Genomic DNA, 25,087 nt, shown 5'->3' with positions numbered 1-25,087 from the left:
GAGCACAATAAGGGAGCAGAACGATTCATCTAAAAACACGATTGAACTTACCTGCCGAAGTCCCATCGAATGAATGCGAAAAGTGCCTGAAAAAGGGCGCAATAGTGTGGCATTCGTTGCATAGCTAACGATAAACGGTTATTCTCTCGCCATGTTCGATCAGTGTCTCTACTTCAACACGTCGGCGCTTGCGCGTCGTCTGGAACGCGAGTGGTCCGAAGCGTTCGAACCCTTCGATCTCACGCCGCCGCAGGGCTTCATGCTGCGCGCGGTACTGGAGCGCCCAGGTTCGCTGCAGCGCGAACTGGCCGATCTGCTGTCGATTGCGCGGCCCACGGCCACGCGTGTGCTCGACGGTCTGGAGTCGCGTGGCTATCTGGAGCGCCAGCGTACCGAAGGCGATCAGCGCGAAGTCGCGATCGTGCCCACGGCGCAGGCCCAGGCGATACGCGAGGCGCTCAATCACGCCAGCGCGCAGGTGACCGGGCGCATCAAGCGCTCGCTTGGCGGCGAAGCGTTTGTGGACACTGTGAGCCGTCTGCGCACCGCGCGCGCAACGCTCGGCTGAAGCCGGGCGTTTTATTTGTACCGGAGTGGCATCATGCGGCGCATTGGCGCTTTTTTTGTTTCGACGTGGCTGGCGGCCGCGATTCTGTTTTTAGGCCGGCATTCCGTGCCGATGATGGCGCTCAGCGGCGTGGTGGTGTTCGCGGGTCTCGATCTGTTCCGGCCCGATCACACGGAAATAACCAATCGCGCCGATCGGGAATAAGCGCGCATCGAGCGGATAGCACGAATGCGCACGAATACGCGCGAACCGGGCCAAACGCATCCGCCAAAGCTTCCGCAAAAGCAAACGCCGCGCAAAGTCTGCGCGGCGTTTAGCGTTTGAACAGCGTTCAGCGGGCCGACCCTTCGATCACCCGCTTCGTTACCTCAATCAGGCCTCTTCGGCCCACGACATATTCTCGCGCGCCAGCAGCGCCGACGATGCCGCCGGGCCAAACGTGCCCGACGTATAAGTGCGCGGACGGTCGTTCAGTTCCTTCCAGCCGTCGAGAATCGGTTCGACCCACGTCCAGGCGGCTTCAAGTTCGTCGCGGCGCATGAAGTGCGTGAGGCGGCCGCGAATCACATCGACAAGCAGACGCTCGTACGCTTCCGCGCGGCGCTCCGGGATTGCCTGTTGCAGGTCCAGATTCAGGTTCACCGGCAGCATGTTCATGCCGCTGCCCGGTTCCTTCGCGAGCATCTGCAACTGGATCGACTCTTCCGGCTGAAGCTGGATCACGAGACGATTGCCGTAATTGCGCGGGCCGCTCGGGAAAATCGAGAACGGCAGATCGGCGAATTCGATCACGATTTCCGACTGACGCTTCTGCAGACGCTTGCCCGTGCGCAGGAAGAACGGCACGTTGGCCCAGCGCCAGTTGTTGATATGCGCGCGCAGGGCGACGAAGGTTTCGGCCTTGCTGTCCGCCGGCACGTTGTCTTCTTCCAGATAGCCGATCACCGGCTTGCCGCCCACGGCGCCTGCCGCGTACTGGCCGCGCACGGTGTCGCGTGCGATATCGGCGAGCGACATCGGGCGCAGCGAGCGCAGCACCTTGAGCTTTTCGTCGCGCACGGCGTCCGGGTCGAGCGAGACGGGCGGCTCCATCGCCACGATGCACAGCAACTGCAGCAGGTGGTTCTGCACCATGTCGCGCAGCGCGCCGGTGTGATCGTAGAAGCCCGCGCGGCTGCCCACGCCCACCGTTTCCGCGACCGTGATCTGCACGCTGCGGATATACGGCGCCTGCCACAGCGGCCCGAAAATCGGATTGCCGAAGCGCAGCACCATCAGGTTCTGCACCGTTTCCTTGCCCAGATAATGGTCGATACGGTAGATCTGCGATTCCGCGAAATGGCGGCCCACCGACTCGTTGATTTCCTTGGCCGAAGCCAGATCGTGGCCGAGCGGCTTTTCGAGCACGACGCGCGAATTCGCATCGACGAGACCGACCGCCGAGAGGTTGTCGCAGATCGTCGTAAAGAGTTCGGGCGAGGTCGAGAGATAGAACGCGCGAATCGCGTGCTCGCGCGAGGCGGTCTTCAGGCGCGTGTAGTCTTCGGTCGCATTGACGTCGATGATCACGTACTGGAACAGGCCCAGATAGCGGTCCCAGGCTTGCGCGTCGAAGGCCTTGGCGTCGATGAAGGGACGCGACTGCTCTTCCATGAACTTGCGATAGTCGTCGATCGTCCAGTTCTTGCGGCCGACGGCGATGATGCGCGTCTCGGGCGGCAGATTGCCGTGCAGGTGCGCCATGTAGAGCGCAGGGAGCAGTTTGCGCGCGGCCAGGTCGCCGCCGCCGCCGAAAATGATCATGTCGACGGGCTGTTCGGGCGCGGCTTGGGCAGGCTGATTCGTCATGGCAGGTCGCTCGGTTGTGGCGATTTGTGGCGCAGAGTTGCGAAGTTTGCACTCGCCACACGGGGCGGGCGCGGTGAAAGAGGCTAATGTTGCATCGTTTCGCGCAAGTTTGCACGCATGACGCACGAAGTTGACATGCAAGCGTGGGTGCATTGAACGATTCGAGCACATAAGGTGCATGAATTGAGCGAACCGCTCGCAATGCGCGTGTTGCGCTGCACACTTCGCGCTGGAGCGCCAAAGAAACGCTCGTGCGCAGAAGTCAAACTCAATCGAGACCCGGCACGTCGAAGCCGAAAGTCTGCGCGAGCAGCAGCGCATTGAGCGCAAGCACGGCGATTGCACCCGCGATAGCCAGCGCGGCCAGCATCGCGCGATTGCGGTACGCACCCATCACATCGCGCCGACAGGTGAACCAGACAAGCGCGGCCATCGGAAACGGCAGCGCCAGACTCAGCACGACCTGACTGGCGACCAGCGCTTCGGTGGCGTTGACGCCGAGCGCGACGACCACGAAACTCGGCGCCATCGTCACGAGTCGGCGCAGCCAGAGCGGTATCTGGAATCCGACAAAACCTTGCATGATCATCTGGCCCGCGAGCGTGCCGACGACCGAACTCGAAATCCCCGAAGCAATCAGCGCAACCAGAAAGATCGCGGCCGCCGCGACGCCGAAGAGCGGCGTGAGCGTGCGCCATGCCGTGCCGATTTCGGCGACATCGGCGTGACCGAGATGAAACGACGCCGATGCCATCATCACCATCGCCATGTTGATGAGCCCGGCGAGCGACAGCGCGACGATCACCTCGACGTTCGAGAAGCGCAACAGCCGCGTGCGTTCGGTGTCGTTGCGCGGCTGCACGCGCGCCTGCGTGAGACCGGAGTGCAGAAACAGCGCATGCGGCATGACGGTTGCGCCGACGATACCCACGGCAATCGTCACGGCCTGCGCATCCGGCAGGCGCGGTGTGGCGAGCCCGCGCGCGACTTCGCCCCACGCGACCGGCGTGATGAACAGTTCCAGCAGATAGCACAGCCCGATCACCCCCACGAGGCCGCCAATCACGAGTTCGAGCGGCCGGAATCCCGCGCGCTCGAAGAACAGCAAACCGTAGGTGACGAGCGCCGTGATCGCCATGCCCGCGAGTAGCGGCAGATGCAGCAGCAGCGCGAGGCCGATCGCGCCGCCGAGGAATTCGGCGAGATCGGTGGCCATCGCCGCAATTTCGCTGACGATCCACATGAGCCAGACGAGCGGGGCGGGCAGATGCTCGCGGCACAACTCGGCGAGATTGCGCCCGGTGACGATGCCCAGCTTCGCGGAGAGCGCCTGAAACAGCATCGCGACGAGATTGGCGAGCACCACGATTCAGAGCAGCGCATAGCCGTAACGCGCGCCCGCCTGGATGTTGGTGGCGAAATTGCCGGGGTCCATGTACGCGACCGAAACGATCACGGCCGGCCCCGCCAGCGGCAATAGCAGCGCGGCCCCGCGCCGGCGACCCTCGAGCGCTTCGCGCACCTTGCGCGCCGTGGCGGCGGAAAGTCCGTCGGGCACGTCGTTCAGGTGTTCGTCGCGGGTGCGATGGTGCATGAATACCTCGTTGTGACGGAGGATTTTTGCTGGGGGCGGAACAATGATGCGTGATACTTGCCGATAACGCGGCAGATCAGTGTCGCAATACAGCGTGGCAATAAAGCGCAGCAGAAAACCGTGTAGGAAAGCGCCTCATCACGTCATCGGAATACGACCCTCGCGCGTTAACCAGGCGTTCCGCGCGCGCTTTCGCGGATCGCCTTGCAATCCGCTTCGCTGCCCGGTTTCAGCGAGGTTTCGTCTGGCTTTCGGGCATGTTGCGCCACGCCAGCGCCTATCTCAGCACAAACCGGCCCTGCGCGCGCTTACTCCGGTTTCGCACCGGTCTTTCTGCTCTAACGAAATGCCAGAATTCCCGACTTTCAGCTTTACCCGGACTCCGAGACGCAGCCTTGCAGCGGCGCTGCTCCTCGGCGGTCTCGCGTGCAGCGCGCTCGCGCATGCAGATGACAAGGTCATCGTGCTCGATTCCGGCGAGGCGCAGCTCTCGCTGATCGACGAAGCGAGCCGCAGCGTGGTCGGCACCGAGCCCACCGGCAAGGAACCGCATCACCTGATGATCACGCCCGACGGCCAGTCGCTGATCGTCGCCGATTCGGTCTCGAACGACCTGATGTTCCTCGACCCGCACACCGGCAAGGTGCAGCGCCGCGTGGAAGGCATCGAAGATCCGTATCAGCTTGGCTTTTCGCCCGATCACAAGTGGTTCGTGACGGCCGGCCTGCGTCTCGATCGCGTCGATGTCTATAGCTACAACGGCCATGACGTGACGATCGCGAAGCGCATTCCGCTGGCGAAGACGCCGAGCCACATCACCTTTTCGTCGGACAGCAAGATCGCTTACGTGACGCTGCAGGACACCGGCGAAGTCGCGGCCATCGATCTCGCTTCGCAGACCGTGCTGTGGAAGCTGCATATCGGCAACACGCCTGCGGGCCTGTGGATGACGCCGGGCGACAAGTACCTGCTGATCGGCATGACGGGCGAGGACGACGTCGCCGTGGTGGACCCGCACACGCACACGCTCGTGAAGAAAATCCAGACGGGCCGCGGCGCGCACAACTTCCGCAATCTCGACGACGGCAAGCATGTGGTCGTCTCGAATCGTGTGGAAAGCACCATCAGCATTCTCGATTACACGACGCTCACGAAGGTCGGCGACATCACGGGCCTGCGCCCCGGTCCCGACGACATGGAACTTTCCGCCGATAAACGCTATCTGTGGGTTACGTTCCGCTTCGCGCGCCACGTCGGTGTCATCGACCTCCAGACGCGCCAGCTGATCGACACGATCGCCGTGGGCCGCTCGCCGCACGGCATCTATTTCGCGAACCGCGCGCCGGTGGTGGCGCCGAACCCAGACTGATCGCGAGGAGTCCCGATGCTCGACACGCTGCTTTCGCAGGCCGACAACCTTGTTTCGTGGCTGCAAACCCTCGTCTACGTGGACGTGGTGCAGCCGATCTTCTACAAGGTCGGCCTGATGGGCTATGACGAGGACACTTACGATGCGCTCTACTGGGTGATCGTGGGCGTGCTCGAAGTGCTGCTGACTTATGTGCTGCTGCGTCCGCTCGAAGCGCTGCGTCCGCTCGAAGCGTGGAGCGACCGCAAGGCGCTGCGCGCGGACGTCTGGTACACGTGGATCGCCAAGCTCGGCATTCTGAATATCGCGTTCTTCTTCGTGCTCACGCCGCTGTTCAATCACTGGCAGAGCCTGATGGCGATCCACAATATTCCGAATATCGACGTGGACAGTCTGTGGCCCGGTGTGACGGATCGCCCTTATGTGTCGTTCGTGGTCTATCTGGTCGCGCTCGATTTCGCGGGCTACTGGTATCACCGCTGGCAGCATCGCTTCGGCGTCTGGTGGGAACTGCATGCGGTGCATCACAGCCAGCAGCAGATGTCGCTGTGGTGCGACGATCGCAATCATTTCGTCGACGATATTGTGCAGGCCGCGTTTTTCGCGGGCATTTCGCTGTTTATCGGCGTGCCGCCCGCGCAGTTCGTGGTGCTGATCGCCGTGAGCAACTTCCTGCAGGCGGTGCAGCACGTGAATGCACGGCTCGATTACGGCCGCGTGCTGGAGCGCATTCTCGTGAGCCCGGCGTTCCATCGCCGTCATCACGCGATTGGCTACGGTCACGAAGGGACGCGCTACGGCTGCAACTTCGGCGTGCTGTTTTCGTTCTGGGACGTGATGTTCCGCACGGCCTCGTGGAACAAGGCGCTGGAACCGACCGGCATCCGCGATCAACTGCCCGCGCCGGATGGCCGGGGCGTGAACTACGGCGAGGGCCTGATCGCCCAGCAGTGGCTCGCGATGGTGCGTATCGTGCGCCGGCTGGCGGGCAAGGGCTATCCGCTCGGTGGATCGGCGAACTGAGCGTAGCGCTGTATCGCTGATGGTTTGAGAACGAGGCGGCTTCGGCCGCCTCGTTGCGTTTACGTCGCCGGTTTTTCGCAACTTCGGCCGATTCGAGACGCGGCAGCGGATGCGATAATCGTCGTTTGTCCCCCACGAACAACGCAGCGCTTAGGCAGCCGGGCGCGCCTGAGGAGAATATCTTGAGCCGTATCGACAATCCGCAGCACGACCAGGAAGTCGGCGTCGCCGACGCGACCCAGGACACTACCCGCATCGACGACGTGCGCATCGGCGCGGTGCGTCCGCTCATTTCGCCGGCGCTGCTGCTCGACGAACTGCCGGTGCCGCAAGCCACGCAGACGCTGGTGGAAACCAGCCGCGCGCAGATCGCCGAAGTGCTCGCGCAACGCGACGACCGCCTCGTGATCGTGGTCGGCCCGTGCTCGATCCACGACCACGATCAGGCGATCGAATACGCGAAGCTGCTCAAGGCGAAGGCCGATGCGCTCAAGGACGATCTGCTGATCGTCATGCGCGTGTACTTCGAAAAGCCGCGCACGACGGTGGGCTGGAAAGGCTATATCAACGATCCGCGTCTGGACGGCAGCTTCCGCATCAACGAAGGCCTGCGCGCCGCGCGCCAGTTACTGCTGGAAATCGACGCACTCGGTCTGCCCACGGGCACCGAATTCCTCGATCTGCTGAGCCCGCAATACATCGCCGATCTGGTGTCGTGGGGCGCGATTGGCGCGCGCACGACCGAAAGCCAGAGCCATCGGCAACTGGCTTCGGGGCTGTCGTGCCCGATCGGCTTCAAGAACGGCACGGACGGCGGCGTGCAGGTGGCGGCGGACGCCATCGTCGCGGCGGGCGCGAGCCACGCATTCATGGGCATGACCAAGATGGGCATGGCCGCGATCTTCGAAACGCGTGGCAATAACGACTGCCACGTGATTCTGCGTGGCGGCAAGAGCGGGCCGAACTACGACGCGGCTTCGGTGGCGGCGTGCTGCGCGGCGCTTGCCAAGGCGGGGTTGCGCGAAGAAGTCATGATCGACTGTTCGCATGCGAATTCGAACAAGGCGCATCAACGTCAGATCGACGTGGCGCGCGATATCGGCGAGCAACTGGCGGGCGGCGAGAAGCGCATCGTCGGCGTCATGATCGAAAGCCACCTGGACGAAGGGCGCCAGGATCTGCAACCGGGCGTGCCGCTCAAGCGCGGCGTGTCGATTACCGATGCCTGCATCAGCTGGGCGCAGACGGAGCCGGTGCTCGACGGTCTGGCCGCAGCGGTGCGCGCGCGGCGCAAGACACTAGCCGGCTGAAATGACGGCGGCGTGTCTTAAATAACTTTTTGCGCATAAAACTACGCGCGGCGGACTGGGCAGTCCGCCGCGCGTTTTGACTTCTGGGCGTAGTCGATGCGCTTTTGTCGTGCGCTTACGATTCGGCCGTCCGCACCGCCGCGCCTTGCTGCGGCATGGCGAGGCCGTTCGGCGCGGCGGGTTCGTCACCCGCGCCGCGAACCTGCGACACCCATGCCACGGCCACGATCGTGAACAGCGCGGCCAGCCAGCCGTTGTGGCCGAAGCCCACCAGCGTGCCGTTCGCGCCATTGGCGAGCAGCAAACCGCCCACCCACGCGCCGATACTCATGCCCAGCGCCTGCACCGCGTTGTTCGCGCTCAGGAACGCGCCGCGCCGCGCGGGTTCGGGGATCGTCGTGATGAGCGCCTGCATCGGCACCATGCGGCCCGAGAGCGCGATCATGAACACCGCGAAGAATGCCACCAGCGCGACGAACGGCAGCGTCGGCAGATGCGTGACGAACAGCACCGGCACGATCGACAGCAGCGCCATCAAGCGGAAAATGCGGCGTTTGCCGTAGCGATCCGCGAGACGGCCAACCGCGCGCGAGGTCACGAAGGTCGACGCACCGCCCGCCATATAGAGCCAGGACAGCTTCTCGGGCGCGACGCCGTGATTGGCGACCAGCATCGGCGCGATGAACGGAATCACGAGCATGTGCGCGGTCATCATCGTGAAGGTAAGCGTGAACGCCTTCAGATGACGCGGCAGCGTGAGCAACTGCCACAGTCGCGGCAGGATCTCGCTGATGGGCGTTTCGCGGTCGACGTGTTCCGTGAGCGACGGCACCACGCGCGAGCCCGCGATCCAGATCACGGCGGAAAGTACCACCAGCAGCAGGAACGGCGCGCTCCAGCCGAAGTGCGCGCCCAGCAGGATGCCGGCAGGCACGCCCGCGATGGCGGCGATCGAGAACGCCGTCATGATCACGCCGGTGGCGGCGCCGCGCCGTGCGATGGGAATCACGTCGCTGACGATGGCCATCACGATCGAGCCGAGAATGCCGCCGGTCAGACCGGCGAAAGCGCGCGCGGCCAGCAGCAGATGGAAGTTCGACGCGAGCGCGCAGGCGAGATTCGACAGCGCGAACAGCGCGTACGTCACCTGCAGCAGGCGCCGACGATCGAACCGGTCGATATAGGTGGCCGCGAACAGGCCGGACAGCCCGGAGAACAGCGAATACGCCGAGACCGCCGTGGCGAAGGCCGCCGGCGTAATCGCGAACGCGTGCATGATCTGCGGGCCGAGCGGCATCATCACCATGAAATCCATGATGACGGTGAACTGCGTGAGCGCCAGCAGCCAGAGCAGCGTGCGTTCGCGCAGCGGATTGAGAGTCAGGGTCATCTAGGGTGACTCGCGAGGCGAGTCCCTGTGTCATGCGCGCGCGGCACGCCGGAAAGCGTTGCCGCGCGCGCGGGTTTCATCAATCGTCGATGGTTTCGTGCGCCGCCTGCGCGCCACGACGCCAGTACGCCGACGCGCGGATGCGCTTCTTGTCGACGCCGCGCTCAACGCACAGATAGGTGCGCACGGCGCGGATCGCCGAGGCTTCGCCTGCGGCCCAGACATAGCCTTCGCCGGGCGGCAGCCAGACTTCGCCGAGCGCATCGACGAGCGGTTGCTCGGATTCCAGTTCTTCGCGATACACCCAGGTGGCGTAGAGATCGGCTTCGGTCGGCAGCGGAATGCGTGCCGTGCGGTTCGCCACTTCCACGACCACGGCAACGCGCGTGTCGGCGGGTAGCTCGGTCAGGCGGCGCTGGATGGCGGGCAGCGCGGTTTCGTCGCCGACCAGCAGATGCCAGTCGAAGCCCGTGGGGATCACCATCGAACCGCGCGGGCCGCCGACGCCCAGATACTGGCCCGGCTGCGCCTGCGCGGCCCATGCGGTGGCGGGACCGGCTTCGTGCAGCGCGAATTCCAGATCGAGTTCGTTGGCTTGTGCATCGAAACGGCGCGGCGTGTAGTCACGCGCGGCGGGACGCTCGACGCCTTCGGGGAAGACGATGCCGTCCGGGCCGGCGCTCGGCACCACGGGCTTTTCTGCGCCCGGCGCCGGGAAAAACACCTTCACGTGATCGTCGAACGAGGCCGAAGTGAAATCGCTCAGATCGCCGGTCAGCGTGACGCGCACGAGCGCGGTGGAGAGCGTTTCGACGCGCGCGACGCGCAGCAGACGAAACTTCAGCGGATGACGCACGCGGACAACTTCGAGATTGGCTTGATTCTGCATCTATGACTCCGATAAATAGGCGGCTGACGTTCGACGTGAGGGCGTGTTTCGCGCTTACGCGCTGGGGTTCGCGCCGTCGTCGGTCTTGGCGTTTTCGCCGCTGTTTTCAATTTCCTGGGTGGCGCGCACGAGGATCGCCGCGATACGGCGTTGCTCCTCGGGCGACGCGTCGGTGCGGCGCAGCAGCGCGCGCTTGAGGGCGCGGCGCGCTTCGATCAGCTCGCGGACCCAGCTGCTGCCATCGGCCGGATCTTCGCCCGCGAAGGCGCGGCGCATCAGATCCATCTTGCGGCCGAAATGCGTGAGCTTGGCGAGAATCAGGTCGGCGCGTTCGCGGTTGTCGGCCAGATACGTGCGGCCTTCGTCGGACAGCTCGTAGCGCTTGCGATTGCCTTCGAGCGTCACGCTCACGTAGCCGAGTTCTTCCAGATACGTGAGGGCCGGATAGACCATGCCCGGGCTCGGGCTGTAGAAGCCGTTCGAGCGCGAATCGAGCGCCTTGATCAGCTCGTAGCCGTGGCTCGGCCGCTCCGCGAGCAGCGCGAGCAGCATCAGTTGCAGGTCTTCCGAGGTGAACTTGCGGCCACGGCCGAAACCGTCGCCATCGCCAAAGCCGCCCGGGCCGCCGAAACCGCCAAAGCCGTCGCCGAAACGATCGCCGAAGTCGCCGGGACCGTGGCCGCCGCGGCGGCCCATGGCGTGGCGCAAGGCATGAAGGACGTGATGCGGGCGGCGCATGGCGAAGCGCTTGCGGTCGAAATCGCGCTGGTCGGTGCGTTCGCCGCGCTCTGTAGGCTCGCCGCGCTCGCCACGGGCTGCGCCTGCGAAGAGGTCGCGTGCGTCGCGATCGTTGTGGCCGCGATGGCCGTGGTGGGCATGATGGCCGAAATGATGATAGTGGCGCATGAGGCCTCCTGTCATTGAGTGTCTTAAGATGTGTCTTAAGATATATATCTTAAGAGTGTTTGTCAAAGTTAATTTGTGGGGATATGGGCGCACAACAAAGTCTGCGGGAACGCAGAAAACGCCGTTCAGAGACAAAAAAGTCTGCGGGAACGCAGAAATTCGGTGTGCAGTGCACAATTTTCGTGTGAATTGCTATTAAAGGTCGGTTTTAATAGCGTCAAGCATTCTGCAATGACGCTCAGAGCGGGCGCTCTCCCGAGCGCCCGCACACCAAATTTTTTTGCGTTATATAGGGTCTGAATAGCCCCGGCGAGCCTTCTTGGCACGCAGCTGCTTTTCTGCATCGGGCGAGCTGTTGGAATCACTGGTGGCGACGCGCGCATACGCCGAATCGCAAGGGCATTCATCCGCAGCAACACCTTGAGTCGTTCAACGGTACGTTGTAAGCCGACGCATACGGTGCAGGGGGGCGTTCGGCGGCATCCAGAAGAAGGCCTCCGTATTTTCCGACCCGGAAGGGTTACTGCATAAGCTTGCCGAAGATCAGGCCAATGGTCGCGGTCTGCGCACTCTCCGTCCGATCCTCCAAGACCGGGTGTGGGCTCACTTCGCACGCACGGCGTTGATCGCCGAGCGTGACGAAGAAGAGAACAAATACCGGCGTCGCGTCGTGAAGGTCGGTATCGATCATTACTTTTCGTATGCATGCTGCTGAATGTCGCATGGGCGCGCGCACACGGCACGTCAATGTTCCTATTTCCTGATGAGGCGGACGTGGTTAAAACGGTGGGGGTCGGCAACGCTGTCGCGCAAGACACGGCGCTGAATCGCATCCTCGAGGAGCGGGCGAATATTACGCCGGGCAATTGTGGGTCGGCTCGGCGTTCGATGCGGAGCGCGGTTTCTGTGGTGAACGTGAAGTGCTCTCACGCCTTGGCGACGCGGCGTGTTACCTCTACGTGGAAGGCTGATGCGCACGCTATCATGCGGACCCTTAAAGTGCTGCGCGGGGAACGCATGACGCTAAAAATTGATGGTCAAAAATTCGGCCGGCTGACCGCGCTCCAGCGCTTGGGCAGTCGCGACAAGAAGGTGTTCTGGGCCTTCAAATGCGACTGCGGAACAGTCGTCGAAATGGCTGCGACCTTCGTGGTGCGCGGTCACACATCCAGTTGCGGATGTCTCCGCATCGAACGCTCGCGCGAATCGGTTCTTAGCGATATCTCAGGCCATTCATTTGGGCGGCTGGCGGTCCTCGGGCGTGCCGGCCGCTCCGAGGGGGGGCGTGTGCTTTGGTCGTGCCGATGTGAGTGCGGCTCGACAGTCGACGTCTCGGCGAAGAATCTGCTGAATGGTACGAAAGTCTCGTGTGGATGCCGAAAGAGGGAAGCTCGCGAGGAAAATGTCGCCGCACGCATGGTCGACTTTGTCGGTCAGCGTTTCGGGAAGCTGACTGTATTGCGGCTCGTAGAGCGGACGTCTCGAAGCCTTGCTCGATGGTTGTGCGCTTGTGACTGCGGAGGGATGTATGTTGCACCTCACGGGAGTTTGCAGCAGGGCCGCGCCATATCGTGCGGCTGCGCTCGTCGGGACAAAACGAGCCATATGCCTGAGAGCGCAATTGCGTATGCCGCTGGCCGCCGGGCTAGAAGGCGCAACGCCGGAGGCACGTTCACAGGTGAGGAGGTGGAGAATCTGTATCAAAGACAAAAAGGGCGCTGCGCATGCTGTACGAAAAAGCTGGGGAATGCATTTCACCGCGACCATATCCTTGCGCTTATCAACGGTGGGATGAATGATATTTCCAACATCCAACTTCTTTGTCCGTCGTGCAACCTTAGAAAGGGGCGGCTCGACCCGCTAGAGTGGGCTCGTCGCAACGGTCGCCTGATCTAGCACTGCCGTCGCGAGGCGAGAGGCGACGACCCACGGTGTGAGTTCTTCGACGCGGTTGATTGCATGGTCGGCGATCCTCACACAACAACTGCAGTTCTTCCAAAAGCTCTACTTCATGCGGGATGAATATTTGAAAAGCAATAGAATGGTTTGCTTCTCCGAAGGCGCGCGAATCAATACCGTTGTGAAGTTCTGAACGGACTCTTCCCGCTATTTCGTTCGTCCTTTGTCGGGTATTCGGTATTTCTGCCAGAAATCCGCAATAATTGATGCCGCTCAATCACCACACGCCTAGCATGATCAAGAATTCCATGGTCGAGTTGGCTCTTGGCATCATTTGTTATGCCGCCCGCCATCTACTTCGTGCTTCTCTGCCTTGGCGCGACGCAATCACGAGAGGCTGCGAGCTTCGCCGCAGCGACTGCCTCGACTCCGTTAGCAATGCTGGTCCGAGTAAGTCGCCGGAAGCGTTAGATTCGGCAATGCCTGTGGCGAATGTACGGAGCGAACTTTCGTTGGACGGTGAATGGCCAAACTGTGTCGTCCGCATGTCTCGTCAATCGAGTGTTCATGGCTCACCTGCGTTCCGGGAATGGTCATCGGATTGTTAAAAGACCAGCCTCCTCATCAGTCGGAGTGAAACTCGGCTCGCAACCGACCAGGGGGCGGCCACAAGGCCTTGGATCGCAGGCATCGTCGCGAAAGTGGTAACGTTTGTTGCTTGCAAATCAAAAAACTCGGGGAAAAATTGAAAAACGTACTTCCTTCTTCCATTCAGATATACACCGATCGCATTCAAGCTGCCATTCAAAGTTGGCCAGTTGAAGTGACCATGGATCATGCGATTAAATGGGTTCTTCAGTTTGATGTTGCAGATTACCCGTTAGCCGTGCGAATCATAGAGAATTTGGATGTTCTCGGCTCTCTGCAGATTAGATCCGCCTTAGAAGTGGCTCACGCAAAGCTACAGAGGCGTATCTCGGAGAAGGGTGTAGCAGTCAAAGGAAATAATACACTCTATGCTGGAATAGGGAATGCGGCAAAAAGTGGAGCGCTGATTTCGTACCACTACAGGGTTACGGCGGATATCCCCGAGGATGATTTTTATTTTGGTGATGATGAAGAAAAACTCGATCTCTCGAAAATCGACAACATCGTGCTGGTTGATGACGTCATCGGAACCGGGAAAACCATCGCTAAAGAGGTTAAAAAAGTAACGGAGGAGGTGCACTCCTTGGTGAAGCCGCGGCAGATATTTGTGCTGACCGTGGCGGGATACGAAGATGGGATCCAGCGTGTAACAGAGGACTCTGGCGCATCTGTCGTTACTGCTTTGGAATACAGCTCCAGAGATACAGTCACGAATATGGATGCCGCGATCTATTCAGGGCTTCCAGTGTCCGAGCGCGAAGCTATGCTGGAGCGGATTCGACGGTACTGTCGCAGTATATCTACATCTGAACTCGGTTTCGGCGGCGTAGGCGGCCTGCTAGTATTCGATCACAATACTCCCAATACCACGTTACCGATTGTCTGGCATCGAGGTAAGGGTTGGCTTCCCCTGTTCCCTCGGTCTATGCGCATACCTGGATCGGCAAAAGTGCTAAAGAGCGCTGAAGCGGAGCGAGAGAAAGAGGACGATGAGCGCCCTGCTGTGGCAGGTTCCACTCCCCGAAACCAGGTTGAGATTACGTTGTTTGTAGAGGGAAAGGTCGATGAGTTGTTTATCGATTTCATGCGCCAAGATCGGGGGCTAGCGAGCAGGCTCGAGGTCAAGGATGTCCGGGCCGTAGCGTTGGGCGGAGTTTATCATTCAGAGCGACTGCTAACGCTTTTACGTACGAGCAAGAAAGAGGCGATCTTTGTTCTTGATGACGATGATGCTTCGCGACGTGCCTCGGTTCGACTGGAGGCATTTGAGGGCGTCCAAGTGATGTATTTGAAACCGACGTTTGTCGGGCTGCTGAATATCAACAAAATTTATGAACATCGTGATCGCTTTCCGGGCCTCCCCGAGCAAACCGGCTCCGTTAACGATCCCCGCTGGCTACACCAAGTCGAGATGGGTCTCTTAAGGCGTGGGCCAGTCGGAGCAAACGCAGAGCGAATTTTTCAGATTATTTCGGAATTCCTTGATGTTGCGAAATATGATGATTTTGTTAGCGACCTGAAGAAGAGCGTGGATGCGGTGCTTGGAGTAGCCTAAGGACGAGAATATTTGTCGGTCGTTGCGATCAAGGTCCGCGCGAAAGGTTACACGGTAAAAATAGACGCATTCTGCATTGGCGCTGCACGCGAGCGACGAACGGTTGTTGTCGCTCGTAAAGCTGGCCTAAAGGTTGGGTTAGATTGACAAGTTGCAACTGTGCGCATTCAGCCGTTCACGCGCCCTGACGTACTCCAGCCACGCTGCGAGATCAGGCCTGGCCATCTGCCTACGGTGTGGAAATGCCAGTAAAAAGAGATAAACGCACTTGAGGGGAACAACGGCATGTGGCACGACATTGAAGCCGAAGTTGACTTGCTCAACTTCGGGGTGGTTGCTCGCGCGGCAGCGGATTTGATTCGACAGGCGGGCGGTGCGCCGCTGACCATTGGCGTGTCGGGCGGTTGGGGGGCTGGCAAGTCGACACTCGTAAAGTTGACCAAGGCTGACCTCGAAACCGGAGGGGTGAAGGACGACTCTGGTTTTAGCGCCTATGTCGTTATCGAGTTCAACGCATGGCTCTATCAAGGGTATGAGGATGCGCGCCAAGCACTCCTGCAGGCGGTCTCTGACCGGCTGCTCGATGAGGCACAAAAGCGCAAGACGTTTGTCGACAAAGCGCTAGATTTCGCGAAACGCGTTCGGCTGCTGAAGGTGGCGCGCATCGCCGCACCGATGTTCTCGCACGCTGGCGTTGGCTCGGTCGCCGGTGGCCCTCTTGGTGCTTTCATCGGCGCGGCGACTGGATTCGTAAAGGGCCTATCTGACGAGGCGAAGAGGGATGAACAGCTGAAAGCACTAAAGGATGCCTACGTTGATCTCAAGCCTGAGTTGAAGGAGCTGATTGCTGAGCGTCAGGAGGACTCGTTACCCAAGGAGATTGACGCGCTCAGGGACACCTTCACAAAGCTGCTCGCTGACATGGGTGTCACTCTGGTCGTGTTTGTCGACGACCTGGACCGCTGCCTCCCTCACACTGCCATTGCAACCTTAGAGGCTATGAGGCTCCTGCTGCAAGTAAAGAACACGGCCTTCGTAATCGCAGCGGATGAAAGCATGATTCGCGGCGCGGTTCGCGCACACTTTGCAGGGGTTGATATTGAGAACGGGTTGGTGACGAGCTACTTCGACAAGCTCATCCAGGTTCCGCTCAAAGTGCCTCGGCTCGGTGTAAACGAGGTGAAGGTTTATCTCACTTTGTTGATGGCTGAACTGGCAGTGAGGCAAGAGCAACTCACTCCGAAGGTGCAGGCGCAAGGGCAGGAGGCGCTTCTTCAGCTTCTGAAGACTGCTTGGGGTAAGGGCATCACGCGCGACGACTTGGCGAAAGTGTACGGCGGCGAAGCAAAGAGCATCGCGAGCTCGCTGGATATCGCAGACCAGCTTGCACCACTTTTAGTCAACGCAGGCGATATCGCCGGCAATCCGCGACTCATCAAGCGTTTTCTGAATAATCTCATGATTCGGCTGACCATCGCAAAGGCGATGAGTATGCCTATCGCCATTGAGCAATTGGTGAAGGTCCAGCTACTCGAGCGCGTGGCGTCACCAGCGGCGTTTGAATTTTTCGTCAAAGCAGTCGCCTCTAGCCTTGATGGCAGGGCTGAATTTTTGGAGGCGCTAGAAGCTGCTGCGCGGGCAGACGAAGACTACGTTCCGCCGCACCCTTCCTGGTCAACGTCCTTTTATCAGCAGTGGGTGCGTTTGAGTCCCCGCTTGGCAGGCTCTGATCTGCGAGCGCTTCTGCATCTAAGTCGAGATCGCTCGCTTGGACTGGCGGCCTACGACGAGCTTTCTGAAGAGGCCAAGCGGCTCCTGGAGGCCACGATGGATGCAAAGGACGTTTCCAATGTCTTGGTAACCCAGCTCATGGCGCTGAGCCAGGCAGATGTATCGCGTATCCTTACCCGGGTCATTCGAAAGGCAAGAGAGGGTCAATGGGACGCAGTGGATCTTCTGCGCTGCTTGAACTGTACCGAGGCCCATCCTGAGCTAGGTGAACAGTTCGTTCAGGCATTGGAAGAAATTCCACCGGCTCAGAGGCCCCTCGCAATTCTTCCAAAGCTGAAGACCAAACCTTGGGCCGCGCTTCTGCTCGCAGACTGGCGCGATGACCTGGAGTCGACTGAGCCAGTCAGGACATACCTGAAGACGTTCAAGGGAGGCAAGTGATGGGAACTTCGACCTCAAGCCGTGGGCCTGGCCCTAACGTGAACCTTGACCCGCCATGGCTCGACGACGTGCTTGAGGGCCTTGGCGGCGACACGGTCCCGCCTACGGATGACAAACCGGTTCCCCCAGAGGGCGCGGTTGGGACCGCTCAGCCAGCTCGATTCGCTGACGCGCGGAGAGAGCTAAAGAAATTCATCAAGAGCGGTGACACCGACAGCCTTCGGGACGCTATCGGACACTACTCACGCAAGGGTGGCGGCGGAGCCAGCGCAGCATCGACCCGAATGCGCGCTTCGACGCGAGCCGGAGCGGAGCTGTTCTCCTTTCTCAACGCGATCAGCGACGGTAGCTCCGTTGAGGCACGCCAGTGGGTGCAGGACCTGCAAAGTAGCAGTCCGACCGCGGATGACATAGTCGACGCCATTGTCCGGGAGCTTTCTCCACCGGGGGGCAGTGCTGATGAAGAGGCGCTTCGTGATTCGATGGCGTCGGCGCTAACGGAGCTTGTTTTGGACAATCCAGACATAGACCTGATGCGTCTGGAGACGACAGAAATCTGGGAGCTCATGAAGAATTACCTCGCATCGGAGGTAACTCATCGGCTTTGCTTCGACCTCGGTCCACTATTGGAGAGTGCGAAGGTCGACCCGACCACCGCTGTCCGGCGCGAGCGTGAAATGCGGCTCTTTATAAGGTTAGAGATTGGTGAACACCTGGATCTGCTTCGTGGCACCAAGCCAAACCCGACGCGAGCGGACCTGGATGCCATCTTTCAGGAAACCCTGAAAATGACCTTTGAACTCTTTGAGGCTGGCTTATGACGCGCGTGTTTTGTGGCCCGAAGGATTGCATTCCAGCAGAACGAGAGTTCGGGGTCGACTATGTCTCGATGTACGAGCACGATGGCTTGGCGGATGTGAGTACGGTTGGCACATCGCTCATCAAGGATATAGTCGCGGCTGGTGTTGCCCCGGGCGCCCGGAGCTGGGACTTCCTGACGCTGGCGCTGGCGGTGAACGCAGCTGACAATGTCCTGGAGCGTGCGCTAAGTCCGGACGGCTGGACGCGGCAGATAGAGCTTGAAGTGGTGCTCTACGAGCCCGAACCATACCAGGCTCTGACCGGGAAGATTGAAGAGGCCCTGCGGTTTCTAACGGGCGACTTCTGGAGGCTCACCTTTACCGATGGCGGCTATCCCCCTCCGCGGCCGAAGGTGGGTGCCATCTTCGACGCGGACTGCGTTTGCTTGCTATCCGGTGGCCTGGATAGCCTTGTGGGAGCACTTGACCTGACCGAAGAAGGTCGGCGGCCGCTTCTTGTATCCCAAACCGCCAAGGGCGATAAGGAGACGCAGAGCCGCTTTGCGAGTGTGCTGGGCGGGAGCGGCCGGCATTTGCAATGGAATCAAAACATCCGTACGAAGGTGGAAGATATTGAAGGTTCAACGCGCGGGCGATCTATTGGCTTCTTTGCCTTCGCGGCAGTCGCTTCAGACCATCTTGCGGTTACGAGCACCGAATTGCAGAGCCCCATCGAAGTCTTCGTTCCAGAAAACGGTCTCATCAGCTTAAATGTACCACTCAACCCTGGTCGGGTTGGCAGCCTCAGTACCAAGACCACACATCCGGTGTTTATGGCGCGATTACAAGCGCTGTGGGATGAGCTTGGAATTCCAGCCGTGCTGCGTCTTCCGTATGCGGCGATGACGAAGGGCGAGATGATGGCCGGTTGCCGTGCTCCTGCACTGTTAGCTGAAGTCGCGTCGGCCTCCACGAGTTGCGGTCGTTTCGTTCGAAACGGCTATAAACATTGCGGCCGCTGTGTTCCATGTCTAGTTCGCCGTGCATCATTTATTCGGGCAAACCTCCCAGACGACACGACCTACAAGTATCCCTCACTTCGAAAAGCACAACTGGAAGATGATCCCAATGACATCGGTGCTGTAGCGGGCGCCGTACTGAAGGTGGAGCTGAATGGCGTCCGCTCCATCACTGCTGGTCAGCTGTCCTTCGCAGAGTCGAGCCGTCGAAGGGAGTTTGAAGGCGTCGTGGAGCGTGGCTTCGCGGAACTGGGCGTGCTCTTGCGGCAGGAACAAATCCTGTGATTGACTTCCATTCCCACCTTGACCTGTACCCCGATGGCCTCAAGCTCGCGCAGGAGGTGAACAGGAGAAATGAGTTCACGCTCGTGGTCACTACAAGTCCACGTGCCTATCGAGCAACGTCACGTGTGTTTCTGGGGCTGAAAAACATCAAGGTTGGGATCGGTCTGCATCCGGAGGTGGCCGTAGCTAAGCAAAGAGAGTTGGACGACCTCATCGGTGGAATCTCTCTCGCCCGTTTTGTTGGCGAGATTGGAATGGATGGCTCAACCAGATTTCGAGACTCGCTTTCCGTGCAGGAACCCATCTTTCAGGCCGCGCTCGCTGAATGCGGCCGCTGGCAAGGAAGGGTGATGAGCATTCATTCGCGCGGTGCAGAACGTCGAGTCGTGGAACTGTTAGCGACGACGAAACATGCCGGCGTACCGGTGCTTCATTGGTTCTCGGGTGGATTCGCCGAACTTGAGACTGCCGTTCGCATCGGTTGCTGGTTCAGCGTTGGGCCTGCGATGCTCAAAGGAGCGAAGGGGCGGGCGCTGGTGGCGAGAATGCCCTCGACCCGAGTGCTACCGGAAACCGATGGCCCGTTTACGAGCGTGGGTGGGATGCAACTGCAGCCGTGGGATGCGTGGTCCGTACGAGCTCCTCTAGCGGCAATCTGGGGCATGCCGCTAAACGAAGTCGGAGAGCAGTTAAGGCAGAACCTTGGCCAGTTGCTGCAGCTATCCGTCGAGGGATAATAGGCCAGGTGCTCTGGTACGACGATTCCACAGGGCCTGATTGTCGCTCGCCCGTCTTTCTGTAACGCGACCCAGAGGGATAATGGAAAGCCAAAACTTCGACTCACTCGGCGACGATAAAGCATTCGAAAAAGTGGGGCTTATGATCGACGGGGCATCCGACTCAAACGATAGTGACCTGATTGACGATGCCATACGGTTGCTCGATAACTTGGCTACGCGACCGACGCTCTCCGGTGAACAGCGCATACTTGCGCATTACTTTCGAGCCAACGCATTCGAAGCCAAACTAAGGCAGGCCAGCGAAGAGCGGAGCTCGAAATGGGACATTCCGCATTTCGATAAAGTGCTATTCGAGTTGCGAAGTGCTGTTAGGCACGACGACTTCGGTACACTAGATCCGCTTCGACAATGTCAAATCCTGACGAACCTCGGCAGCAAACTGAACTCGGTAGGAAGGCCGGTCGAGGCGTTGCAACTATGGGGTCGTGCGATTGAGATAATTCCCGGCTTCGCTATTGCGCTTGGAAATCGAGGAATAGGTCTAGATTACTACGGAAGGGCTTTATACGACGAGAGTGACAGAGCTTTGTTAAGCTTCGGCGCATATGATTCATATTTGGCAGCGGCTGCCAAAGGCACACTCTACGATTCGCCGGAAAGCTACGCGCATCGTTCAAAGTTCGTCGAGAAAGCTGAGCAACTTGCTAAGTATCTGGATGTTGATAGGGCCCGAGAAGTATTGGAAGAGGAGTTCAGCCTCGGACGATCAAAAGCCGAACGCGCTTACCGAACATGGGCTCTCCAAAAAAGACTTTTTCTGAATCCGCTGAATGATATTGGCGAGTACAGCATCGCAGCGCACGACGTGCTGCATTTGCCCGCCCTTACGACGAAGATATCTGCCGAGCCTCCAGCGCTCTTCGGGTTCTACAACCAGATGAAGCAGGAATTCGCTTCGGCACGTTGGTTGTGCTTTGAGGGGCTATCTGAGGGAACAACACACTTCAGTGATCGTGGCGCTCACCTCATCGACACGCTCGGCCTCCCCGTATATTCGCTCGGTGTTGAAAAGATAAAGCTCGCATTTAGAATGGCTTACTCGCTGCTCGACAAGATAGCTTATTTCCTCAATGACTATTTCGAGGTCGGGTTGCCAGATCATAAAGTATCGTTTCGGAGCGTCTGGTACAAGCCTAAAAGTGAGCCTAAGGCCCTGTCGACGACCTTCAAGGATCGCCCGAATTGGCCGCTGCGCGGTCTCTACTGGCTGTCTCGCGACATCTATGAGCCTGCCTTCAAAGCGGTGGCGGAGCCGAACGCGCAGGGTCTGGCTGATGTCCGCAACAATCTTGAGCATAAATACTGTCAGGTATATGAAGACCTTGGCATCGAGTACAGCAAGCAATCTACCACCCGAAACGGCGTAAGTCTGGGATTGCATATTGGACGCGATGCCCTTGAAGCGAAGACGCTGCAAATTCTGGGCATTGCGCGCGCTGCTCTAATCTATCTTTCGCTAGCCATTCACCGCGAAGAGGCTGAGCGCAACAAGTCGAGAGGATCTGGCCGCATTGCGCAGATGCCCCTACGGGTGCTCCCAACAAAGCGTATGTAAGATTATTCGCCAGATCTGATGCTTCATTCAACGCACAATATGGCATTTCTCCCTAACCGCTTAAAGGCACGAAAATGAAGCTAAGTGAGTACATTAAGGCACTTCAGGAACTGCAGGAACAGCACTCGGGGCTCGATATCGAGGTCGCGGAGCCACATCCGAGTACGCGTACCAGTGGCGGTCTCTATGTCGTACCTGCGCATGTGCCTAGGATATGGCCGATCGAGAAAGAGTCACCCAATGTTTGGTTGCTGCGCCAGGATGCGGCACCGATCAAACCAGGCACACAGGCAAAGAATTCCGGACCCGATGGCGTGCTGATTGTGCTCGATATAAAGTTAAGCTAGAACGCCCTCGTCTGTGGATGGGCAGTTCTGCGCGCCGCTAACGCGTCGCGCGTGACTTGGGATGTAGCGCTGCGGCCTTCTCTTTGCCCACCGCCATAGTGACATCACGGGCAAAGTTGAAATTCGGAGCGTGCGGGCTCATGCCCTCAAAAATGGGCGCGCCTTGCCGAGCCGGTCGGGAGCAGTTCTGCAAGAGGCTGATCGACTGGCGACAGAATCCGCAGGCTGTCCGCTCGGTATTTATCCAGTCCCTCTTCGAGAATCTCAGTGGGAATTAAGCCCATGTGCCTGGCACCAGTCGCGCGCCTGCGCCATAAACGCGGTTACGCGCTCCTGATACAGCTTGACCTTCTCTTCGAATTGGTTGTTCACACTCCTTCCCTTCCTTTGATTCATCACGATCGGCCGTGCGGGGCACGCCGGTGGTCGGCAGGGGCGGCAGGATCTAGTCGAGGATGAACGTGCCCATGACCGCACGTTTCCACGCACTTGTCCGGTGGAATCGACCAATTTTAACCCCAAGGCGCCGCCAAGGCCCACGGACAGTGAGTAGCCGCCAGCCTCGATTCCAACGCGCTCCCATAGGTCGTGAAGCGATGTCCACATCATCGTTACGTCCGCACTTGCCTTGCTTGTCGTTGGGTCTGTGGTCGCGAACGCGAAAGCGATGTAGCGATCTTGATTCACTTGGAGCAGGGCGGTCGACCCGATTGGATATCGTTTCGTCTTCCACTGCGCTCTTTCGGCGGATTCGCTTTGGACTTTGGCGAGTTCGGCGTCGACCTGCTTGTCGAACGGCCCAACGTGTCCGCCGAAACGTTTCTTTAAAAAGATGCCGTGCACGCTTTTGTCCGACACCGGCTCACCAAGTTCGCTGTCAAAGAAATCATTGACCGCGATGGCCAGGATTCCGTGTTGCGCGAAGAGGTCGCCGAAAACTACTTCGATCGTTGTTCCGGAGTTGGCGACCTGCAAATCTATGCGAGATGGCTTCCAAACTTTCTTCAACTCCCAACCGACACTGACCACGAGGACGGCGACGATGGGAATCCAACCGCTGACTGTGACGCCGGGGACGAAGAGCGACACGCCGAGAATGACTGTTTGGATGACGCTGAACGTCGTGAACATGTTGGCGAGCAGCTTCCACGGATGATTTCGAACCCCGCTCCAAAGATCTTGGATTGAATTCATTTTTCTCGCGTAGTCTTGGCGTTGGTCGCTGTTGGTCGTCAACGCTTGGGCTGAGAACGCAATGTTAAGCGCGCTTGATTCCCGTCGACTCCCCGCCGAAGTGCGGCCGTCAGCGCGCCCGCGCTTGCAGCTTGTCGAGCAAATAGGCCGAGACGGATCCAGCGATCTCGATAGCCGCCTTGGCTTCGGCCGCGTCGACGCTAACCATCCATGGGCGGCCGTGCCCCGTTCCCTCTTTGTTGCGCAATTTGTTGGCTCCACAGGCCGCGGTGAACAAGCCGCGCTCCAATTCTTTTGCAGGCGGTTCGCCGAGCTCCGCGGCCTGCTCGGGAACCGCGAGTCCGAGCGACGTGAACGCCATGCCAAGAAGCGCCTTGAAGTTCGCGCCGACAGGGTAGCGGCCGGCTATCATCGTGAGCACGTGGGCGGCCGTCGCCTCCATCAAATCCTTGCCCGTCCCCATGAGCAGCGCGGCGTCTTCCGAGCCGCGCTGCGCACGAATGGCGTAGGCGTGGAGCGCGGCGGTCAATTCGGAGCCTTTCAGCCCGTCGAGAACCTTGGCCCCGAAGGTACCGTCATCAGCCAGCCAGTAGCCCTCGGAGTTGAACACCGACTTTGCGTTGGCGATGGCTTCGTCGCCAACGTAGTTTTCGGATCCCTTGCGGAAGCCCCCGCACGCGCGCACTTTGGCGAGAATGGCGTGAATGAGAAGCGGCCCGGCGTCTTCGTTGCCAGCCATCGTTTCGTGCAGGATCGCCCGAACCCGCTTGGCCTTCCCAGGTTGTTGCCCTTGCTGCTTGGGGTCGAGAGCCGCCAACCCGAACTTATTGACTAGGAACTCGATGTCCGAGTGAGTCGGTTCGCGATAATCACCACCGGCCCGCTTGGCTGTTGAGTCATCAATCAGTTGGCAGACCACCGCGACAATAGCGTCGTTCAATGGAAGGAGCATTTTCGTGCTTTTGAATGATTTGCTTGGTCCATTTTCTCACCAAAAGACCGTAGTCAATTCGATGTCGCAGCGGTCGCGCGTCGCTTTAAGCTACGCAAGCGGCTTGACATGCTGGTAATTCGCGAAGTGCGGCGAGCTGAAATCGACCTTGGCTTGCTCCCGGCGGCCGACGAGTGCCATGAGCATCGCGGGATGGACATTGAACACCGCCATGGGGCCGATGAAAGTGGGCCGGAAGCGGAGAAAGATCTTGCGATCGTCGACGATCTCGCGCTCGTCGAGGTAATCGGCAAAGCACTCGTATGGCAACAGGCCGGTGTTCCTGAGAACACCGGCCTCTGAGCTTATTTGGTAGCAGATCAGGGAGTCGAACCCCGGACCGGCCCGCTATGACTCGGGAAACGCGTCGGCCGCACGACGTACATTCGTTGTTCGGTTCCATCGTGACGGCCGCTCGTTGAAGCATATCCAGGAACTGATCGGAGTTTCGAGCCGGTCTGCCGTTAAGACCCGTATCGAGGGCGATCCGGTACCCCTGTCGGCGACTGCAAGCTGGCTGATTTGCGGGCGGTGATTCGTGCGTTGGGCGTCCATTTCACCCTTGCGGCGCCGTACTCCTTACTTCGTGGTAAGGAATATTGGAGGATCACTATGACGGCAGCGACCACCCCGTCAAAGGGCCGGGTCACGATCCCGGCGGATGTGCGTAACCACCTCGGTCTGGAATTCGGTGACCGGATCGAATTTAGCTTTAACAAGGAAACGGGTCGGTACGAGGTCCATCCAGCCACGCTGTCACTCGCGTCGCTCAAGGGCGTCGTGAAGAAGCCCGCGAAAGTGGTTTCGATCGGGGACATGAACCGGGCGATCGCTGAGCAGCATCGTCTTCCGAACCAGGTTCGACCGGGCGTCCGGGGTTGCTGCCGGAAATACAGCCCGTCGCAGAGGGTAGCGACCACGGACC

19 protein-coding genes and 3 pseudogenes are annotated in these 25,087 nt (G+C 59.7%); 13 read left to right on the top strand and 9 right to left on the bottom strand.

What is annotated here, in order from left to right:
• The first annotated feature begins 151 nt into the window (after positions 1–151).
• Both U5A67_RS04395 and U5A67_RS04390 read left to right on the top strand, forming a co-directional pair.
• The gene (locus U5A67_RS04395; RefSeq protein ID WP_205982396.1) at positions 152–568 is read left to right on the top strand and encodes a MarR family winged helix-turn-helix transcriptional regulator; all 417 of its coding nucleotides are present in this window, start codon (positions 152–154) and stop codon (positions 566–568) included.
• Positions 569–601: 33 nt separating this feature from the next.
• Positions 602–772, top strand: coding sequence for a hypothetical protein (locus U5A67_RS04390; RefSeq protein ID WP_205982397.1), 171 nt, complete (start codon positions 602–604; stop codon positions 770–772).
• 168 nt (positions 773–940) lie between these two features.
• On the opposite strand, the gene zwf is transcribed toward U5A67_RS04390, so the two are convergent.
• The gene (zwf, locus tag U5A67_RS04385) at positions 941–2,416 is read right to left on the bottom strand and encodes a glucose-6-phosphate dehydrogenase (RefSeq protein WP_321813204.1); all 1,476 of its coding nucleotides are present in this window, start codon (positions 2,414–2,416) and stop codon (positions 941–943) included.
• Positions 2,417–2,684: 268 nt separating this feature from the next.
• A pseudogene (locus tag U5A67_RS04380) lies at positions 2,685–4,010 on the bottom strand (Nramp family divalent metal transporter).
• A gap of 346 nt (positions 4,011–4,356) precedes the next feature.
• Between U5A67_RS04380 and U5A67_RS04375 the strand changes: the two are divergent.
• The 3 genes from U5A67_RS04375 to U5A67_RS04365 all read left to right on the top strand — a co-directional run bounded on the left by U5A67_RS04375 (position 4,357) and on the right by U5A67_RS04365 (position 7,712).
• Positions 4,357–5,379 (top strand): beta-propeller fold lactonase family protein, encoded by a 1,023-nt coding sequence (locus tag U5A67_RS04375; RefSeq protein ID WP_321813203.1) that lies wholly within the window; start codon positions 4,357–4,359, stop codon positions 5,377–5,379.
• A 15-nt stretch (positions 5,380–5,394) separates the two neighbouring features.
• The gene (locus U5A67_RS04370; protein WP_321813202.1) at positions 5,395–6,402 is read left to right on the top strand and encodes a sterol desaturase family protein; all 1,008 of its coding nucleotides are present in this window, start codon (positions 5,395–5,397) and stop codon (positions 6,400–6,402) included.
• Positions 6,403–6,584: 182 nt separating this feature from the next.
• A complete protein-coding gene (locus U5A67_RS04365) occupies positions 6,585–7,712 on the top strand; it encodes a 3-deoxy-7-phosphoheptulonate synthase (RefSeq protein ID WP_321813201.1) in 1,128 nt (375 codons plus the stop codon).
• A 115-nt stretch (positions 7,713–7,827) separates the two neighbouring features.
• On the opposite strand, the gene U5A67_RS04360 is transcribed toward U5A67_RS04365, so the two are convergent.
• The 4 genes from U5A67_RS04360 to U5A67_RS04345 form a co-directional block, all read right to left on the bottom strand.
• Entirely contained in the window at positions 7,828–9,102 is a 1,275-nt protein-coding gene (locus tag U5A67_RS04360; protein WP_321813200.1) for an MFS transporter, read from the bottom strand.
• A 79-nt stretch (positions 9,103–9,181) separates the two neighbouring features.
• Positions 9,182–9,991: a siderophore-interacting protein gene (locus U5A67_RS04355; protein WP_321813199.1), complete on the bottom strand. Its 810-nt coding sequence runs from the start codon at positions 9,989–9,991 to the stop codon at positions 9,182–9,184.
• Between the two features lie 54 nt (positions 9,992–10,045).
• On the bottom strand, positions 10,046–10,897 hold the full coding sequence (locus U5A67_RS04350; protein WP_321813198.1) for a PadR family transcriptional regulator: 852 nt from the start codon (positions 10,895–10,897) through the stop codon (positions 10,046–10,048).
• A 520-nt stretch (positions 10,898–11,417) separates the two neighbouring features.
• Positions 11,418–11,588, bottom strand: coding sequence for a hypothetical protein (locus U5A67_RS04345; RefSeq protein WP_321813197.1), 171 nt, complete (start codon positions 11,586–11,588; stop codon positions 11,418–11,420).
• A 14-nt stretch (positions 11,589–11,602) separates the two neighbouring features.
• On the opposite strand from U5A67_RS04345, the gene U5A67_RS04340 reads away from it, so the two are divergent.
• From U5A67_RS04340 to U5A67_RS04310, 7 genes are all read left to right on the top strand, one after another.
• A complete protein-coding gene (locus U5A67_RS04340) occupies positions 11,603–12,793 on the top strand; it encodes an HNH endonuclease signature motif containing protein (RefSeq protein WP_321813196.1) in 1,191 nt (396 codons plus the stop codon).
• Positions 12,794–13,514: 721 nt separating this feature from the next.
• Entirely contained in the window at positions 13,515–14,999 is a 1,485-nt protein-coding gene (locus tag U5A67_RS04335; RefSeq protein WP_321813195.1) for a hypothetical protein, read from the top strand.
• 285 nt (positions 15,000–15,284) lie between these two features.
• A complete protein-coding gene (locus U5A67_RS04330) occupies positions 15,285–17,171 on the top strand; it encodes a P-loop NTPase fold protein (protein ID WP_321813194.1) in 1,887 nt (628 codons plus the stop codon).
• 38 nt (positions 17,172–17,209) lie between these two features.
• Positions 17,210–17,992, top strand: a complete 783-nt coding sequence (gene qatB / locus U5A67_RS04325; protein WP_321813193.1) for a Qat anti-phage system associated protein QatB — start codon at positions 17,210–17,212, stop codon at positions 17,990–17,992.
• On the top strand, positions 17,989–19,275 hold the full coding sequence (gene qatC, locus U5A67_RS04320; protein WP_321813192.1) for a Qat anti-phage system QueC-like protein QatC: 1,287 nt from the start codon (positions 17,989–17,991) through the stop codon (positions 19,273–19,275). The genes qatB and qatC overlap by 4 nt, the downstream gene beginning before the upstream one ends.
• Positions 19,272–20,012 (top strand): Qat anti-phage system TatD family nuclease QatD, encoded by a 741-nt coding sequence (qatD, locus tag U5A67_RS04315; RefSeq protein ID WP_321813191.1) that lies wholly within the window; start codon positions 19,272–19,274, stop codon positions 20,010–20,012. Before qatC ends, qatD begins: the two co-directional genes overlap by 4 nt.
• 82 nt (positions 20,013–20,094) lie before the next feature.
• Entirely contained in the window at positions 20,095–21,630 is a 1,536-nt protein-coding gene (locus tag U5A67_RS04310; RefSeq protein WP_321813190.1) for an LA2681 family HEPN domain-containing protein, read from the top strand.
• 611 nt (positions 21,631–22,241) lie between these two features.
• Here U5A67_RS04310 and U5A67_RS04305 read toward each other — a convergent pair.
• The 3 genes and pseudogenes from U5A67_RS04305 to U5A67_RS04295 form a co-directional block, all read right to left on the bottom strand.
• The gene (locus U5A67_RS04305) at positions 22,242–23,171 is read right to left on the bottom strand and encodes a macro domain-containing protein (RefSeq protein ID WP_321813189.1); all 930 of its coding nucleotides are present in this window, start codon (positions 23,169–23,171) and stop codon (positions 22,242–22,244) included.
• A gap of 109 nt (positions 23,172–23,280) precedes the next feature.
• Positions 23,281–24,111 (bottom strand): abortive infection family protein, encoded by an 831-nt coding sequence (locus U5A67_RS04300; RefSeq protein ID WP_321813188.1) that lies wholly within the window; start codon positions 24,109–24,111, stop codon positions 23,281–23,283.
• Positions 24,112–24,213: 102 nt separating this feature from the next.
• Positions 24,214–24,417 (bottom strand): annotated as a pseudogene (locus U5A67_RS04295) (integrase); the annotation flags it as partial.
• A gap of 357 nt (positions 24,418–24,774) precedes the next feature.
• Here U5A67_RS04295 and U5A67_RS04290 point away from each other — a divergent pair.
• Positions 24,775–25,002: pseudogene (locus U5A67_RS04290) on the top strand (AbrB/MazE/SpoVT family DNA-binding domain-containing protein); the annotation flags it as partial.
• Positions 25,003–25,087: the final 85 nt, after the last annotated feature.

Origin of the sequence: Paraburkholderia sp. J69-1, from assembly GCF_905220255.1 — a bacterium.
Lineage (GTDB): Bacteria > Pseudomonadota > Gammaproteobacteria > Burkholderiales > Burkholderiaceae > Paraburkholderia.
This window is presented reverse-complemented; position numbering and strand designations above follow the sequence as displayed.